Raw genomic sequence first — 15,417 nt, 5'->3', positions numbered from 1 at the left:
TGAAGACGCGTCACCTTACCCGGCCTGTCCGGTGAATCAGTAGCCTGATTGCGCCATGATCGTGTCTGATATCGACATTCGAGAACTGCGCGTTCACAGCGGGAACCGTCTAGTCACCGAGCGCACACTGCAACCTATGCCCGCCGCAGCTCCTCCGGCGAAGAACGTCTGACCTTTGCTGGCGACGCCTTGTTTCCGGTGGCCTTCGACCAACCGGACTGGCACAACGGCTTCGAGCATGACCCCGATGAAGCGGTGCGCGTACGCGTACGCGTGCGCTTGGTGCAGGAAACAGCGGCCAGTGGCGAACTGTTTGTCGCCACGCACCTGCCCTTCCCGTCGGTTGGCCGCCTTGCCGTCAATGGTGAAGCATTTCGCTGGATTCCGGCGATCTGAGATTATTGATCGCAATAAGGGCGAAGGTGCGAATACACAAATGCATGGTTGTCGTGTGGAGTGCACACGCGAGGTCTAGTAGCCTACTGCCGTTTCGAAAAACTCATCTCTCAGCATTTGGAATGGCTAATGGCTCTGCACGACGCAATCGCCCTTGAAATCCACGCCGGCGCACTCCCGCTACATTTCCGCGCCGCAGACCTAAAAACCACTGAACGCAGGGTTTACCTAAGCCCCACTGCCACCAGCCAACGCTACCGCGTGGGTCTGGATTTCTTCGCGGCCAGCACGATCAGTACACAATTGGCAAATCTGTGCGAACACACCGGTTTCTGGACGCGTAACGGTCAAACAGCACGTTACCGGCGGGTAGCCGACGGCGTATATGAGTTGCTCAGCCTTGATGAGATGCATGAGCTGACGACGGAAGTAGAGCCAGATTGCGAGATACCTGTATCTCCGAACTGCCGGAGTCTGAAACCCTTGGAAGCGCGGTTTGCCTGTTACCTTGAACAGGAACCCTTTCAAATTTACGATCGCCGCCGCCGCAAGCTCTATCCAGCCGAGGCGGTCGTTGGCCTGGATGCGCGATTGAGCAGCTACTTCTGGCCCTCGCCGGGAGTGAGTTTTACAGCCACCGAACGTTTGTTGGAGGGTTTTATTGAACAGGCGCAGAAACTCAGTCCTGATCTTGCCGGTAATGCCGACGCAGTGCTGGCGTTGTTCGCATCCATTTGCAAGTGGGGCGGAGTGCGCGTGCCGACACAAGATGCCAATGCAGTAGTCGCCAACCTGCAACGGGCGGCTAACCGTAACGCTCAACAGCCAGCCGCAATGAACAGTGCATGGACGAAGCTGTACGCCATGTTTTACCCAGATGACTTTGTGATCTACGACTCACGCGTAGCCACTGCATTGGTGGCTATTGCCGAGGCCGTACTCGACGATGCCGAACTCGATAACTTCAAATCGCAATATCCTGACCTGGGCCTGATTGGTGGGCGTGGCGGTAGTCGCCCACGAGCGACCCGTGCCGGGTGGCGCAATGCCTACATGTCCTGGCCGGCGCAGCTAGACGCAAACCGCCTTGTCGCAGCCATTGTGCAGGCGCTGAATGTGCGTTCGGGCTCGGCGTATAGCGCCCGCCAACTGGAAGCAGTGTTGTTCATGGAAGGTTATTGAGCTGTAAACAAGGTCATTCACTGAGGGGATGGATACGCTGGCACAGTCAGTCATCCCCATCTGAAGCGGACGTACAAATCAGTACTCAAAAAAGCCTGCGCCGACGCACTGGCATGTCACAAACCGATGCCCTATTTGAATACGCTCGGAGTAGAACAACCGTCTAAAAAAACCTCTGACACAAACCCCGAAAATCCTTTGAATTTTTTTCGTCGGCAAAACTCATTTGCGTATGAGCGTAAGGAGGAGCGCATGAGTAACGTCGACATCTTCGTCATCGAATACAAACTTCACGGCCAGCCAAAGTCATTCGTCATCCGCGCAAAAACCATGCGCAACGCTGACGCATGGCACTGGGCGAGTTGCGACGCCGGCATTGCGCCGATTCCAAAACCCGGCAAGCCACCGTTGAAAGTCATCTCCAAACCCCAGGCCGAACGGTTTGGCATCACCGAGGTGAAATGGCGCGAAACGGCGACGGTGGACTGGACGGAGGCTTAATCATGCTCAAACAGATCGGTAATACGCTTGGTGGGATTTGGCAGTCGCCGTGAGGATTCTCAAGCGCCACGCCGACGCCTGGCGGATACAAACCCGGGCATCCCTCGGATGTCTCGGGCTGGCACGTAAACTAGACATTAGCGCGTGATTTTGGGTGGCCCATAGAGTTCGGTTTCCCAGTCCTCAAAAGGCGGTTTGACTTCGAAAGACCGATCGCAGTATGACCGTAGGTAGTCAGTCGCCCTTTTTTGCGCGTAAGTGAAATTGAGGACATTGCCTTCGTCGTCCATCTCTATGACATTCGCAAATATCGCAAAGACCTGTTCAATCGCACTGGGCTCTGAGCCATACATATCGAGGTACTTCACGTCCTTGAGCATGTAGTGGCTTCCACTGGCCATGAAATATGCGAACGTTCGGAGTGCTCCGCTGAAATCGTTACTTAGCTTTTTCATATCAGGTTCTTGTAGGCAACATTAAGGATTTGATTAAGAGGCGATTTTCATCCCCCCGAGCGAGCAAAGCCAATGGCCCGGGGTGTATAAGCCGAGGACCTGACGCACGGTGACTGCACCTGATTACTGGCTGACTAACGGAAGACCTAGCGTAAGAGGAGCGCCATCTATTTGCTATCATCCTGATGCTTTTTTGTGGCCGAATGCGCGAGCGGCACGCCCACGTAGCGTCTCGCGCTGGCCACCAGCGGTCCGGCAATTCGACTATTCATGTAAGGCACGTTAATGATCTCCGAATTGGCAGTCTCGAATCTTTTAGGGCCATGGCGCGGGGATGCCCATACCGGGCTGATGCAACGCTGCAAGGAGTCATGGGATACACCGCTAGTGCATTTGAGCGATCTGATGGTCGCTACTTTTTTGAATCAGAATATCGCACCCGAACACCTGTTAATCGAGGCAAAACACCGCATCGAAGTGCGGGAAAGAGATGGCTCCGAGTACTTCGACGGCCAGCTTCTCGAAGCGATGGAAAATGTGAGATCTCGGGGGCTGGATTTTTCTGGAGTTTGATATGGGGTTCTCCTCCACGTTATGGGCTTGGTACGGCCAGAATGAGTACAAGCAGGTTCTTGCCGTGTGCGAGGTCATCGAGGCGCTTGGGTTTCTGGCTCAAGCCTCGGACATACAGCAGGCAACTATCCCGGATTGCCCCGCCTGTGAAGTCTGGTCCGAGATGATTCTCCCGATAGAAAAGGTACTTTCAATCTGCGGCAGTGGGCTATCGGAGGACGTGAAGAGCCGGCTGGAAGACATTTGGGAGCGTTGCAATAGCCTTACTGAGGCCGCATTTCACTGTAATGATCGCCTGATCTTTGATCACGCAGAATGGATGCCCATCAGGACACGAGCCACCGAGTTGCTGGTTTTAATGGAGTCGACGCAAATCCATCCATTCCTGAGTGACGTGCTATTGGACTGTAAAAAGTTGCTCTCGGAATAATTCGGTGAGTCGTTCACGCGCACCAAAACGGTTTTACGTTTCAACCGTTGAGTGAATGTGCATCACCGCCGACCTGAATGAGCGGCAGGTCGGCGGTGCTGCGCAGAACGGTTACTGCACTTGCAGTTCCAGCAGTTCACCACCCTCTTTGCTCAGACGCTGCAGATATGCACCGGCGTCAAGCAACTGATAAGGAAAGTAAAGACCTGCCGGAGTCGGCGGCTGACCATCCAGCCCAAGCAATCGCTCCAGCAGCATGGCGACGCTCAGCCCCGTCAACGCTGCAGCGCCTGCCGGGTGAACGAGAGCATGCCGGGTGTGCAACGGTCGCCCTTGATGATCCTCACCCAGCAGTTCGATGAGAATCTCGGTCGACATCGGCCGACCGGCGCGCCGCGATGAACTCACTCCGCTGGCGAGATTGAACTGAACATTTGGCGCATCGGTGGCCGCCGCCAGCCCTGTGACATCGATGGACGAGAAGCCGCTGGCTTGCATCGGCGTGCCGTCCAGCGCTCTGAAGCTGACGTTCTTGTCCGCCCCTTCGCGCCAGAGGTAATCGCCCTCGCGCCGAGTCAGGGCGGCGGGCAGCAGCTTGTTCAGGTGATCGAAATCCTTAGCCACGGTCGGCCCGCCGCCATCCTGCTCGTCGACCAACGCATCGATACGAATATCGCGCACCCGGGCAAAGGCCTCGGCGAGGTGCAGCGTCGCAACGGTCGTAGCGCCTACCATCCACTCGTAACCCAGCACGATGGGCGCCGCATCAGGGCGGTGGATGTAGCTCGCGATTTGCGGCGCCATCTCGAAAATGCCAGAAGAAATGCTCAGGTGCGGGACCTTGCGCCTCTGCGCGAAACGCAACCCGGCAAGGGAATGATCCATATAGAAAACCGCCACGGCACTGACCGGGCGATCACCCAGCCCCAGGTCATCGGCCGCAGGGTCAATAATCACGCCCTGCGCCCCGCCCATTTCCTCGGCGGCTTGCTCAGCCTTGGCCAGGTCTCGGCCGCCGATCAGCAACGGGACGCCGGGATAAGCAGCACGCAAAGCTTCGGCAGAACGGTGGCCAATGGCGCCGGAACCGCCCAGGAACAAAATCGGGTGAACTGACATGGGTATCCTTCCTCGTCTTTTGGGGTTGCAACCTAGAGTTGGTGCGTGCCCTGTCGTGAGGGTTCCCCGCCATTGCCTGAGCTGGAGAGTGGACCGACGAATGCGATTTTGAACGGAGTGTTGATGAGCCGTGTTTAGGCGTTTTTCATGGTTGTTTAAAAGACACGTCGCGTTACCTGCTTAAGGCTACAACGTCTTGCGCCATTGCCTACGACTACGCCAGAATCCGCCGGCTTGTGCGTCTGCGGCGCGGGTTTTATCGTTCTTGGGTCACTGAAAAACAGTGATGGGGTTTGGTAGCCCGCTCTCATATGACGCATAACGTCACCGTGCGCAGATGCTTTTCAGCATTTGTCTTATGGTGGCCATGCGCAGGGCGCCCTCGGGCGCGCCGGATTTTCCATATGGGCCGGTCTACCAACCTTCGTATGGCCACCACCTTTCGTTTGGTAGCGAAGGTGATGGCTCCTTAAGTCCCATATGGAGCTTCATCTATGTTCAAACCAACGCCGAATCCCCCAGAAACCGATCCAGTCTCACCCTACAAATTTCCAGACTCGCGAACACTCAACGACGCCGCCGAACGCGCCCTCGATTACTACCTCACGCCAACACAACGCATCATGGGCAGCGACCAGAAACACGCTCCCATGTTTCTGGCCAACTCCGATTACGACAGCGAGTCCCTGCTCGTTAACGCCAGCGAATCTCTCAGTTCAGCCACCGAAATGCTCTGCAACTTCGCCGCCCTCCTCGACCCAGGCCACCGCAAAACTGCGCTGGGCATTGCGCAAGTGGTAATGCTGGGCGAATTGGCGATAAATCAAGCGCTGGATAATGTTGTGCCGGTGGATTGATGAGTAATCCCTTTGTGGCGGCGTTCTGGCTGCTGTCACAAAGGGATCAAGATTGCATTGGGTGGCCGCTCTCGGCCAAAAGCCGTCAGTTGCAATTAAAACTAAACGGCTACGTGTTTACCCAACTCAATTTTACTGAAGCAGCTTCAAGGCGCGATCAAAGTCGAACAGCTCCACCTGCGCCGCGGCAAGTGCCAGACGTTCTGCCAGCGCTTGATCGAGTGGCCTGTTGCGCAGGGCCGCCAGCACGTCCAAAGCCGCCGTATCACCTTCGTCCAGAAGAACAATAAGCCGGTTCAGTTGCTCGCTGATTGCCGAGTCGTCCAGCAGGTCACCCTCCGTGGAGGCCAGTGTGTCCGCCTCAAGGTTCGCCAGACTCGCGAGGGTCGGGAGCAAGTAATGCTCGACCTGCATCGCTAGCGCTTGCACGACCTCAGCCGGCTCGTCGTCCTGACAGGCCTGTTCTAACAACGTGCAAGCCTGCGCCACGGCCTTGGCGCCGATATTGCCGGCGGTGCCGCGCAAGCTGTGCGCCAGTCGTGCGGCAGCAGCAGAATCCGGATCGATTCGTGCGGCCTGGAATTGCTCGGAAAAATCTGTCTGAGTGTCGCGAAACTTGCAGAGTAGACGTAAGTAGAGATCCCGCCGCCCCATGCAGGTGGCGAGACCCGCAGCCAGATCAATGCCCTCAAGACGATCTGGCAATCCATCGACCAAACCTGCGTTCAGCGAAGCTTGAGCGACTCGTGGCTTGATCCATTTTGCCATTGTGGCGAACATGGTTTCGACATTGAGTGGCTTGGAGATATGGTCGTTCATACCGCATTCGAGCGCGCGCTCGCGGTCACCGTCCATGGCGTTGGCGGTCATGGCGATCACTGGCAGAGTGCGGAAGCGCGGTTGCTGACGAATTTTCCGGGTGGCTGTGTAGCCATCCATCACCGGCATCTGGCAATCCATCAGCACGCCATCGAAGTCGTCATCCTCGCCGAGAATATCCAGGGCCTCTTGGCCGTGCGTGGCGAGTCGCAAGCGTATTCCGACACTCTCCAGTAGCTCGCTGGCCAGTTCCTGATTCAGATCGTTGTCTTCGACCAGAAGCAGTCGCGCTCCATTGAGGCTGGCGACGGTGTTGGCATTGTGCAGGGAGCGTTCGCCAGCCCGAGTATCGCTGTGGGTGTCTCTGCCCAGCACGACACCGATGGCTTCAAGTAACGAGGACGGCGTGACAGGTTTGGTCAGTACCACCGGCAACTGGATGCCCTGGCGCTCGGCTTCTTCGCGGGCTTCTTCGCGGCCAAAAGCGGTCACCATGATCACCGATGGCGTGCGCATCAGGCTGGCGGAATGCATTCTGCTCACAGCTTCCATGCCATCCATGCCGGGCATCCGCCAGTCCATCAAGACCAGATCGTAAGGCAGCACCTTGTGCTCGGCGTCGGCCAACATGCGCAGCGCCAGACTACCGCTCTGCGCGACATCCACTTCCAGACCAAAGCTGCGCGCCATGCCCGAAAGGATTTCACGGGCACTGGCGTTGTCATCCACGACAAGCACGCGCATGCCCAACAGCTCGCCAGCCTTGAACATACGACGCGGCGGAACATTTTGCTGTACGCCGAGTTGTACCTGGAAGTGAAACGTGGAGCCGACTCCCGGTTGGCTTTCAACCCAGATTCGACCGGCCATCAGCTCCACCAGCTTCTTCGAGATGGACAATCCCAGCCCGGTGCCCCCGTACTTGCGAGTGATCGAACTGTCAGCCTGACTGAACGACTGGAACAGACGTGAACACTGCTCGACGGTCATGCCGATGCCCGTGTCGCGCACCCAGAAATGCAGTTGCACGTGTTCGTTGTGAGAAGCAACTTCTTCAACGCCGACCACGATGTCACCGTGTTCGGTGAACTTGGCCGCGTTGTTGCCGAGGTTGATCAGCACTTGCCCCAGTCGCAGGGGGTCGCCCAGCAGTGCCGTGGGCAGGTCAGGCGGAATCTGAAACAACAACTCCAGACCCTTGTCCTCGGTCTTCAAGCCGATCATGGCAGCGAAGCTGTCGAGCACATCTTCCAGACGGAACGGGATCTGTTCGAGACTCATCCTGCCCGCTTCGATCTTTGAGAAGTCGAGAATGTCGTTGATGATTCCCAGCAGGTTCTCCGCTGATCGGTGCACTTTTTCAATGTAGTTGCGCTGGCGTTTATCCAGTTCGGTACGCAGCGCCAGGTGGCTCATGCCGATGATGGCGTTCATCGGTGTTCGGATCTCATGGCTCATGTTGGCGAGAAACTCGCTTTTGGCCTGCGTGGCCTCCTCGGCCGCAGCCCTTGCCTCTGCCAGTGCGGTTACATCGATGTTGATGCCGGTTGCGCGCAATGGCTTGCCGTCAGGCGTACGTGAGAAGCGATTCAGCGACCGGAACGTGCGCACCTGCCCATCGTTTTTACGCACAATCCGGAAGTCGAACTCGGCGCGATCATCGCCACTCTGGACGGCACTCTCGAACGTGCTGCTGACCCGCGCCAGATCGTCGGGATGCACCAGTGCCTTCCAGTGCGCCAGCGTACCGCCGAAGCCGCCTGGCTCCAGACCAAACAGGGTTTCGAGTTGGGGTGTCCAATAGTTTGTGCCACTGACCAGGTCGACGTCGAACAGCCCGATGTCACCGGACTCCTGCGCCAGATTCAGACGATCGCTGGCCGTGCGCAGCCTGGCTTCCATCGCCCTGCGCTCACTGACATCGCGCACCGAGGCGCACACACAGACGCCACGCCCCTCCAGGCGCGGTAGATGGGAAAGGCCAATTTCTACGGAGAACAAACTGCCGTCTTTGCGTACGCCGCTCAGATCGTCAAGATCGCCGCCCATCTGCCGGGTTCCGCCGCTGGCAATGAACCCGTCGCGTAACCTGACATGGCGCTCGCGGGCAGCCTGCGGTACCAGACGCTCGATGCTGGCGCCAATCAGCTCGCCGGGGGCGTAGCCAAACAGGGTATCCATCTGCGGGTTGGTCATCAGGATGCGACCGTCGGCGCCCAGCACCAGCATGCCGTCCGGTGCTGCCTCGATGATGCCGCGGTACCAGGCTTCGGTGGCGCGCAATGCGGCCTGCTGGGCCTCCAGCTCGCTGGCCTGGTGCTCCAGTTGCAAAGCCTGCGCGCCCATTTCGTCTGCCTGACGGCGAGTTTCCAAGAGCAGCGCCTGAGCTGCCTCACTGCGTTCCATAATGGCCATGGCGCCGGCCAGCCGGGGCAGGACTTCTTGCAGCAGCAGCGCTTCGTTCTCTTCCAGTTGGCGAAAACCGGCCATTTCCATCACCCCGAGCAGGCGTTCGCCACGCATCACGGGCTGAACCAACAGGACGCTGGCCGGGGCTGCGCCCAATGGCGTACGTACATGCCAAAACGGTTCCGGTAGATCCTGAAGCTGGCGGGGTTGGCGATCCAGTGCGCACTGGCCAAGCAACCCTTCACCGAGATCAAGTTCAGCGGGTAGCGGGTGAACACTGTCCACCGCATAACCGCCAACCAGGCGCAGGCGTGCCGCGCCTTCATAGAGAACGTAAAGCGCTCCCTGGCACATGCCCAACTGCGGCGCGATGTGGCTGAAAAAAGCCTGGGCCAACTGCTGCGGTGTCTCCGCCTGTTGCAGATCCACTTGCAGGAGCGACGTGTGGTTTTTGATCCAGCGCTGTCGCTCAAGCTGACAAGCTTCCAGCTGCAGCGTGGCGATGGCACGCGCCAGGTCGCCGGTTTCGTTGCGAAGATCGGTGTGCGGGATCTGACCGTCCAGCTTGCCGGACGCCAATTCGTCCACCGCCACGCGGACGCGATTCAACGGCACGCGTATGGAATAGCTGACCAGCCAGGTCAACAGCAAGGCCAGCGTCGACCCACCCAGCAGCAAGATGGACGTGATCGCAGTACTACGCTCTGCGTACTCCGCCAGGTTCTTCGCTGTATCGTGGATGTCGGCTTCCTTGTTTTTCTCGATCTGGTTGAGCAGCCCATCGCCGCCCTGTTCCAGCGCAAGAAAATCCTTACTGTTGAGCAACATCAAGGCCTGACCCAAGGAACCCTTGCCGGCCAGCTCCAGTGCCTCATCGCCGTCTTTTTGCAGACGCTTTAATACCATTTCGAATTCCAGCAGGCTGCTGACGCTGCTCTGCCTGCGCAGCGTTGGACGAACCTGCTCCAGCGCTTCGTGGAGTCGCGCCTGGGCGACATCCATCTGGGCTCTGGCGCTGATACGGATGTCTGCGTTGTTGGTCGCGATTGCACGTTGCATGGCGAGCAACAGATGCGGCAACTGCACCCGAACCTCCTGCACATGCTGGATACCTACCAGATCCTGTTGGTACAACTGCTGCATTTCAGTTCTTAGCGAATACTGCGTGCGCAGGCTTTGCACGCCCAATATCAGGATCAATATCAGCAGCGCAGCGAAGCCGATGATCAATTTACTGCGCAGAGACAGGCGCTCGAGCATCTCGAACAGTCTGTTCATAAACGGCCTCTTTCAGCTGGATGTGCAGAGTAATGCGCGGGATTCAGGGACGTTCGGCAATCTGCTCAAGCAGTGCTAACTGCCTGGCCATGTCCTGGTCGCTGTCGGCAAATCGCTCGGCAATTGCGCGGAACTGCTCGGCATTGGCGAGAAACGCGTCACAGATGTCCGGATCAAAATGCGAGCCCCGGCCTTCGCCGATGATTTTCACCGCCTGCTCGTGAGGCATGCCGGGCTTGTACACGCGGCGGCTGATCAGCGCATCGTAGACATCTGCCACGGCCATTAACCTGGCGCTGATCGGGATATCGTCGGCGGCCACGCCTTGCGGATAGCCACTGCCATCCCACTTTTCCTGATGGCCGTAGGCGATTTCCTTGGCCAAATGAAGGAAATCGACGTTTATGCCTAATTGATCCTCCGCGTGCTGAATGGCGTCCCGCCCCAATGTGGTGTGGGTCTTCATGATCTCGAACTCTTCAGCGGTGAGCCGTCCCGGTTTGAGCAGGATGCGATCGGGAATGCCAATCTTGCCGATATCGTGCAGCGGTGCCGATTTGAAGAGCAGCTTAATGCTGTCCTCGTCGAGAAAGTGCCGGAAACGCGGGTGGTTGCGCAACAGTTCAGCCAGGTGTTTGATGTAGTGCTGGGTACGGCGAATGTGGTTGCCAGTTTCGTTGTCACGGGTTTCGGCCAGCGAAGCCATGGCGTGGATGGTGACATCCTGGATGGCGATCACCTCCCGGGTGCGGCGCTGCACTTCCCGCTCCAGAAATTCGTTTTGATTGCGCAGGAAATCGGCAACGGACTTGAGCTTGATTTGGGTCTCGACCCTGGCCATGAGCACCGGGGGGATGATCGGCTTAGTGATGTAATCCGCAGCCCCGAGGCTCAAGCCGCGAATCTCGTCCTCCGTGGCAGTCATAGAGGTGAGGAAAATGATCGGTATATGGCGAATGCGAACGTCAAGCTTGAGCTGCTCGGCAACGTCATAACCGGACAGGCCCGGCATCATGATGTCCAGCAGGATCAAATCGGGAAGCGGGTCGGCCTGCAGAAGGCGTAGGGCCTTTTCGCCGCTGTTGGCGGCCTTGACCCGATATTTGTCCTTCAGCAACTCGGCGATCAACATCAGGTTGTCGGGGGTATCGTCGACCACCAGAACGGTCGCTGATGGATAAACGCCCTGAGTGCTATCCATGGTTGTTGGCTCCCTTGCCAGACAATTAAGGAGTTGGCGCACTTGCACCAGTCTCTTGCTGGCAAGCGTAGCTATAAAAGCTGCAATCGCTAGGCGGAGATCTGTAGGTTGGATCGTAGAGGCACTAGATCGAATGTCTGCTACTGGCCGGAAGCAGACAATAGTCAATGTCCACGCTGGCTCCCAAGCAGTGACTGGATGTAATAGAGGACACGCGATGAAGCACGTAGCACAACTAAAGGCCCTGCTTACTCACGACCCTGCAAGGATGAAAATCCTGCGTATGGCTCGCGATCTGAACTTGCCCGACTGCTGGATTGCCGCCGGCTTCGTGCGCAGTCTGGTATGGGATCACCTGCATCAACGCAAGCCTTCAGCGCTGCCAGATGATATCGATGTCATCTGGTTCGACCCGGCACGTGCCAATACAGAAGCGGATTCCGCTTTGGTCAGAACGCTGTCGAGCCGGTGTAGTGAAGTGAACTGGTCTGTAAAAAATCAGGCGCGAATGCACCTGCGCAATGCCGATACCCCTTATCAATCGACGACCGATGCAATGACCTGCTGGCCCGAGACTGCCACGGCCGTCGCTGTCAGGCTTGATCATCACGGTGAAGTGGAAGTTTCAGCACCGCTGGGGCTGGAAGACCTGTTCTCAGGAGTGGTGCGGCCGACTGATCGATTCAAATCCGAAAAGTACCCCCTGTTCCTGGACCGCATTAGATCCAAAGCGTGGCGTGAGATTTGGCCTGAGCTGATATTCGTCACGCAACGATAAGGTCAATGGCGACTGGCCTAGCCTCCTGAGGTGATCAGCCGCTGAAATCCTTTAACCCCGAACGCAGAGAAAAACCTGTTATCCACCCATAAACCATCGTAATTTACCCGCCATAACTACAAGGTCGTTTTGGGGATACACGTGGGAGCCTATCGTCTGCTGTTGGCCGTCCTGGTCGCTGTTTCGCATATGGGCAAGATGTTCATGGGGTTCAACCCGGGCGTGGTGGCGGTGATTTCTTTCCTGCTCATCAGTGGTTTTGTGATGACCTCACTGATCGAGCGCAATTACCAGGCGCCCGAGAAAGTTGGCCGGTTCTACCTGGACCGCGCCCTGCGCCTTTACCCGCAATTCCTGTTCTACTTCATCCTCTCTTGTGCGGTGATCTATTTCCTCCTGCCTGGCACGCCGCAATGGGCTGAACTGAACGTCAAAAACATCGCCGCGAGCCTTGCAATAGTGCCCCTCGGTTTCTATATGTTCGGCGTGACCGGAGCGGGAATCGTGCCACCGGCCTGGTCGCTAGGACTGGAGATGTGTTTCTACCTGGTGATCCCGTTCCTGCTCATCTACAGACTACGGGGCGCGGCCTTCGCCTTGTCGGTTGCGGTCTTCATCCCCGCCTGCCTTGGATTCATCAACACCGACTACTACGGCTACCGTCTGTTGCCGGGTGTCCTGTTCATCTTCCTGTGCGGCAGCTACCTCTACAAACCGCAGGCGAAGGGTTTCGCGATTGCTGGCGGTACCGCTGTGGCAGCGGCATTGATCTTTGCGGCGATCATGATGGGCTGGATCGAACGTCGGCCGTCCAACGCCGAAGTGGCCGCCGGCATTGCCCTGGGCATCCCTGCGGTGTACGGGCTGACAACACTCAAATTTCACCGGATTGACGAGTTTCTCGGGAACATCAGCTATGGCGTATTCCTCAATCACTTCCTGGTGATTTACTTCCTGCACGGCCTCTGGCCGATCACCTCATTCGATTGGTCCAAGGTTGCAACGGTGTTGGTGCTGTCGTTCTTGCTCAGTGGTGTTTCGTATTACGGCGTCGAGCGGCCAGCGTTGAAGTTTCGGCATAAACTTCGGGCCGGCTCCAAGGATCGAGTGGGGGCCGTTCGGGCAAGTGAGGCAACGGCTTGACGGCGACAGGCGACAGATCGCGCTGCTGAACGTGGCCTGTCTCTCACATTCATGTGCCTAAGCGAGCGCAGTCATTCGCGAACCACTGCTGGCGGCGCTATGATCGCAACACCCGACGTCTTGAACACAAAACCCATGCCCACCCCGAAAACCCGCCCTACCCCCGCCCCGTTCCTCAACCCCGGCGAATCCGTGGTCCTGTTCGATGGCGTGTGCAAACTCTGCAACGGCTGGGCGCGTTTTTTGATTCGCCATGATCATCAACGTCGCGTGCGTCTGGCAGCGGTGCAGTCGCCGGAGGGACAAGCCTTGCTCGCGTGGGCCGGCCTGCCAGTCGATCAATTCGACACCATGGCGGTAATCCGTGACCGTCACTATTGGGAACGTTCAGACGCGTTCTTCGAAGTCATCAGCCAACTACCCGCCCGCTGGCAGCCATTGCGGCTGCTACGCGTATTCCCGCGCGGCCTGCGCGACTGGGCCTACGACCGCATCGCGCTGAACCGATACCGACTGTTCGGCAAGTACGACACCTGCCTGCTGCCAACCCCGGATCATCAACAGCGCTTTCTGAAAATAACTACGCCAGAAAGCTAATCAACTGCACCGGCGTCATCTTCGTCACCATCATCAGTACGATGACAAACATCCCGGCAAACCCGAGCACGCCCATCCAGAACCACTTCCGGTAAACGGCTTGATACTGCTCATCAAGCCCCGTCCCCGCCTCGCTCGCACTCGACGCCATCACATACAGGCGCTTCTGCAGGAGCAACACCGGCAGCCACAGCGAGCCGACGCAGAAGAAGACGATCAGCGAGGTCAGCACCCACTCGGCGCTCATCGACAACCCCGAAAGCCGCATCAGCAGATAACCTGTGATGATCTGCACAAACCCGGCCGGCGTGGTGATCCAGGTGTCGAAGCGCACCACCATGCGCGCGACGTGCGCTATCACGTGCGGATTGCCGGTGCGGCTGGCGGCGATCAGGTAGAGGTAGGAGCCCATGCCGAAACCGAACAGGAAGATCGCGGCGATGATGTGCAGGTACTTGAGGCACAGATAGAGCATGTCAGCGCTGCCCGTCCGAGAAATGCACGGCCAGGCTCAGGTTGTCCGGGTCGTTGATCGCGGCCATGTACTCGGCGACGCTGATTTCGCCCACGCACGGTCTGGCGCCGGCGGTTGGCACGTGGCCCTGGGCCATTTTCGTGGCCAGGGCCACGGCGGCGCAGCTGGGGATTTCCGGGCCTTTGTCGTTCAAAGCCGTGAGTTGTGCGGTCATCGACAGCGGCTTGCCGTCAACACCAAGGCCCTGCACGTCGATGTACATCGCACTTTTGCCATCGCCGAATCGCTCGAATCGCATGCCCAGCCGATGCAGTCTTCCGGCCCACAAGGCATGGTCGCGCACCAGCCCGACTTTCAGCGCCTGAGCCAGCAAGCCGTTGGCGAAACCGCCGAGCTTGAGACCGGCGCCCGCCTTGAAGCTCAGGGTTTGCGCACCATAACGACCGGCGAAGATGTCCATGTCCGGGACATCGACGTTGGCCAGCAATCGGGTGCCCATCTGCGGCATCTTGCGCAGGGTCAGGTCCAGCCAGCCCGAAACTTCATGGACTTTGCCGTTCTTGAGTTGCTTGATCGGTTTGCCGGCATAAGCCAGGACACCTTCGATGGTCGACAACCCGGGCATTTTCGCCGAGGAAGAAATGCCATGCTCGATCGAGTCAATGCGCGAAAAGCGCTGGCGCTGCTCATCGATGATCGCTGAAGACAGTGTCGGCACCGAGCTGCAACCACTGAGGATCGCCACGCCCGCTTGTTTCGCCCGCGCGTCGAGCACGTCGATGCCGTTGACGAAGGTGCGGCAGTCCGCGAGGTCGCAATAGTTCACGCCGGCATCGATGCAACTCTGCGCAACGGCATAGGATTGCCCCTGAAACGGCCCGCCGGTATGGACGACCAACTGAATGTTCAGCGCACGCAAAGCGGCTTCGAACTCCGCGCCCATGGCATCGCCGCACCAGCCTTCGCAGACGTTTCCCGAATGGCTGTTGAGCTCATCGAGTTTGCGCTGCAACTTGCGCGGGTCACGACCCGACAGCACCAGCCCGATGTCCGGCATCAGCGCCAGATGTCTGCACACGATGCTGCCGAAATTTCCGTAACCCCCGACCACCATCACCCTGAACGGCATGCAATTCTTCCCTAAGTCATTTCATCAAACAGGCGGGAAGGATATAGGGCCGAACGTCAGCAGGCCATTCAGATC

Annotated in this window: 14 protein-coding genes and 1 pseudogene; 9 read left to right on the top strand and 6 right to left on the bottom strand. The window is 58.0% G+C overall.

The genetic code is table 11. The features are described from left to right. Nucleotides 1-153: 153 nt before the first annotated feature. The 3 genes and pseudogenes from CKW26_RS20445 to CKW26_RS20435 form a co-directional block, all read left to right on the top strand. Nucleotides 154-396: pseudogene (locus CKW26_RS20445) on the top strand (MBL fold metallo-hydrolase); the annotation flags it as partial. A gap of 129 nt (nucleotides 397-525) precedes the next feature. Further along, nucleotides 526-1,578 (top strand): hypothetical protein, encoded by a 1,053-nt coding sequence (locus tag CKW26_RS20440; RefSeq protein ID WP_141231871.1) that lies wholly within the window; start codon nucleotides 526-528, stop codon nucleotides 1,576-1,578. Between the two features lie 252 nt (nucleotides 1,579-1,830). Further along, the gene (locus tag CKW26_RS20435) at nucleotides 1,831-2,079 is read left to right on the top strand and encodes a DUF6555 family protein (protein WP_077572547.1); all 249 of its coding nucleotides are present in this window, start codon (nucleotides 1,831-1,833) and stop codon (nucleotides 2,077-2,079) included. A gap of 137 nt (nucleotides 2,080-2,216) precedes the next feature. On the opposite strand, the gene CKW26_RS20430 is transcribed toward CKW26_RS20435, so the two are convergent. Further along, on the bottom strand, nucleotides 2,217-2,534 hold the full coding sequence (locus tag CKW26_RS20430) for a hypothetical protein (protein ID WP_095049913.1): 318 nt from the start codon (nucleotides 2,532-2,534) through the stop codon (nucleotides 2,217-2,219). 285 nt (nucleotides 2,535-2,819) lie between these two features. On the opposite strand from CKW26_RS20430, the gene CKW26_RS20425 reads away from it, so the two are divergent. Continuing rightward, entirely contained in the window at nucleotides 2,820-3,107 is a 288-nt protein-coding gene (locus CKW26_RS20425; protein ID WP_095049912.1) for a hypothetical protein, read from the top strand. Between the two features lies 1 nt (nucleotide 3,108). Further along, nucleotides 3,109-3,537, top strand: a complete 429-nt coding sequence (locus tag CKW26_RS20420; protein ID WP_095049911.1) for a hypothetical protein — start codon at nucleotides 3,109-3,111, stop codon at nucleotides 3,535-3,537. 111 nt (nucleotides 3,538-3,648) lie between these two features. Here CKW26_RS20420 and CKW26_RS20415 read toward each other — a convergent pair whose 3' ends face one another. Beyond that, nucleotides 3,649-4,656, bottom strand: coding sequence for a saccharopine dehydrogenase (locus CKW26_RS20415; protein WP_095049910.1), 1,008 nt, complete (start codon nucleotides 4,654-4,656; stop codon nucleotides 3,649-3,651). Between the two features lie 494 nt (nucleotides 4,657-5,150). Between CKW26_RS20415 and CKW26_RS20410 the strand changes: the two genes are divergently transcribed. Continuing rightward, nucleotides 5,151-5,513, top strand: a complete 363-nt coding sequence (locus CKW26_RS20410) for a DUF6124 family protein (RefSeq protein WP_095049909.1) — start codon at nucleotides 5,151-5,153, stop codon at nucleotides 5,511-5,513. Between the two features lie 132 nt (nucleotides 5,514-5,645). Here the strand turns inward: CKW26_RS20410 and CKW26_RS20405 are convergent, their stop codons facing one another. Then, the gene (locus CKW26_RS20405) at nucleotides 5,646-10,019 is read right to left on the bottom strand and encodes a response regulator (RefSeq protein WP_095049908.1); all 4,374 of its coding nucleotides are present in this window, start codon (nucleotides 10,017-10,019) and stop codon (nucleotides 5,646-5,648) included. Nucleotides 10,020-10,062: 43 nt separating this feature from the next. Continuing rightward, nucleotides 10,063-11,220, bottom strand: a complete 1,158-nt coding sequence (locus CKW26_RS20400; RefSeq protein WP_095049907.1) for a two-component system response regulator — start codon at nucleotides 11,218-11,220, stop codon at nucleotides 10,063-10,065. A 217-nt stretch (nucleotides 11,221-11,437) separates the two neighbouring features. On the opposite strand from CKW26_RS20400, the gene CKW26_RS20395 reads away from it, so the two are divergent. The 3 genes from CKW26_RS20395 to CKW26_RS20385 all read left to right on the top strand — a co-directional run bounded on the left by CKW26_RS20395 (nucleotide 11,438) and on the right by CKW26_RS20385 (nucleotide 13,738). Beyond that, nucleotides 11,438-11,998 carry a nucleotidyltransferase family protein gene (locus CKW26_RS20395; RefSeq protein ID WP_095049906.1) on the top strand — a complete coding sequence of 187 codons (561 nt, stop codon included), beginning with the start codon at nucleotides 11,438-11,440 and terminating at the stop codon, nucleotides 11,996-11,998. A gap of 141 nt (nucleotides 11,999-12,139) precedes the next feature. Continuing rightward, nucleotides 12,140-13,141, top strand: coding sequence for an acyltransferase (locus CKW26_RS20390; RefSeq protein ID WP_095049905.1), 1,002 nt, complete (start codon nucleotides 12,140-12,142; stop codon nucleotides 13,139-13,141). 135 nt (nucleotides 13,142-13,276) lie between these two features. Beyond that, nucleotides 13,277-13,738 carry a thiol-disulfide oxidoreductase DCC family protein gene (locus CKW26_RS20385; protein WP_093433359.1) on the top strand — a complete coding sequence of 154 codons (462 nt, stop codon included), beginning with the start codon at nucleotides 13,277-13,279 and terminating at the stop codon, nucleotides 13,736-13,738. On the opposite strand, the gene CKW26_RS20380 is transcribed toward CKW26_RS20385, so the two are convergent. Together CKW26_RS20380 and CKW26_RS20375 are read right to left on the bottom strand one after the other, a co-directional pair. Next, the gene (locus CKW26_RS20380; protein ID WP_095049904.1) at nucleotides 13,722-14,213 is read right to left on the bottom strand and encodes a DUF2269 domain-containing protein; all 492 of its coding nucleotides are present in this window, start codon (nucleotides 14,211-14,213) and stop codon (nucleotides 13,722-13,724) included. The two genes, CKW26_RS20385 and CKW26_RS20380, sit on opposite strands and share 17 nt — an antisense overlap. A 1-nt stretch (nucleotide 14,214) precedes the next feature. Further along, the gene (locus CKW26_RS20375) at nucleotides 14,215-15,342 is read right to left on the bottom strand and encodes a saccharopine dehydrogenase family protein (protein ID WP_095049903.1); all 1,128 of its coding nucleotides are present in this window, start codon (nucleotides 15,340-15,342) and stop codon (nucleotides 14,215-14,217) included. Nucleotides 15,343-15,417: the final 75 nt, after the last annotated feature.

Origin of the sequence: Pseudomonas sp. Irchel s3h9, assembly GCF_900187475.1 — a bacterium.
Lineage (GTDB): Bacteria > Pseudomonadota > Gammaproteobacteria > Pseudomonadales > Pseudomonadaceae > Aquipseudomonas > Aquipseudomonas neuropathica.
Note: the sequence above shows the minus strand (reverse complement) of the source record. Positions and strands in the feature narration are given on the sequence as shown.

What these genes read in the sequence shown, in the direction of transcription:
- CKW26_RS20435 (WP_077572547.1), top strand. Translation starts at nt 1,831, where the DNA reads ATGAGTAACGTCGACATCTTCGTCATCGAATACAAACTTCACGGCCAG.
- CKW26_RS20440 (WP_141231871.1), top strand. Translation starts at nt 526, where the DNA reads ATGGCTCTGCACGACGCAATCGCCCTTGAAATCCACGCCGGCGCACTC.
- CKW26_RS20405 (WP_095049908.1), bottom strand. Translation starts at nt 10,019, where the DNA reads ATGAACAGACTGTTCGAGATGCTCGAGCGCCTGTCTCTGCGCAGTAAA.
- CKW26_RS20375 (WP_095049903.1), bottom strand. Translation starts at nt 15,342, where the DNA reads ATGCCGTTCAGGGTGATGGTGGTCGGGGGTTACGGAAATTTCGGCAGC.
- CKW26_RS20425 (WP_095049912.1), top strand. Translation starts at nt 2,820, where the DNA reads ATGATCTCCGAATTGGCAGTCTCGAATCTTTTAGGGCCATGGCGCGGG.
- CKW26_RS20395 (WP_095049906.1), top strand. Translation starts at nt 11,438, where the DNA reads ATGAAGCACGTAGCACAACTAAAGGCCCTGCTTACTCACGACCCTGCA.
- CKW26_RS20400 (WP_095049907.1), bottom strand. Translation starts at nt 11,220, where the DNA reads ATGGATAGCACTCAGGGCGTTTATCCATCAGCGACCGTTCTGGTGGTC.
- CKW26_RS20380 (WP_095049904.1), bottom strand. Translation starts at nt 14,213, where the DNA reads ATGCTCTATCTGTGCCTCAAGTACCTGCACATCATCGCCGCGATCTTC.
- CKW26_RS20420 (WP_095049911.1), top strand. Translation starts at nt 3,109, where the DNA reads ATGGGGTTCTCCTCCACGTTATGGGCTTGGTACGGCCAGAATGAGTAC.
- CKW26_RS20415 (WP_095049910.1), bottom strand. Translation starts at nt 4,656, where the DNA reads ATGTCAGTTCACCCGATTTTGTTCCTGGGCGGTTCCGGCGCCATTGGC.
- CKW26_RS20430 (WP_095049913.1), bottom strand. Translation starts at nt 2,534, where the DNA reads ATGAAAAAGCTAAGTAACGATTTCAGCGGAGCACTCCGAACGTTCGCA.
- CKW26_RS20385 (WP_093433359.1), top strand. Translation starts at nt 13,277, where the DNA reads ATGCCCACCCCGAAAACCCGCCCTACCCCCGCCCCGTTCCTCAACCCC.
- CKW26_RS20410 (WP_095049909.1), top strand. Translation starts at nt 5,151, where the DNA reads ATGTTCAAACCAACGCCGAATCCCCCAGAAACCGATCCAGTCTCACCC.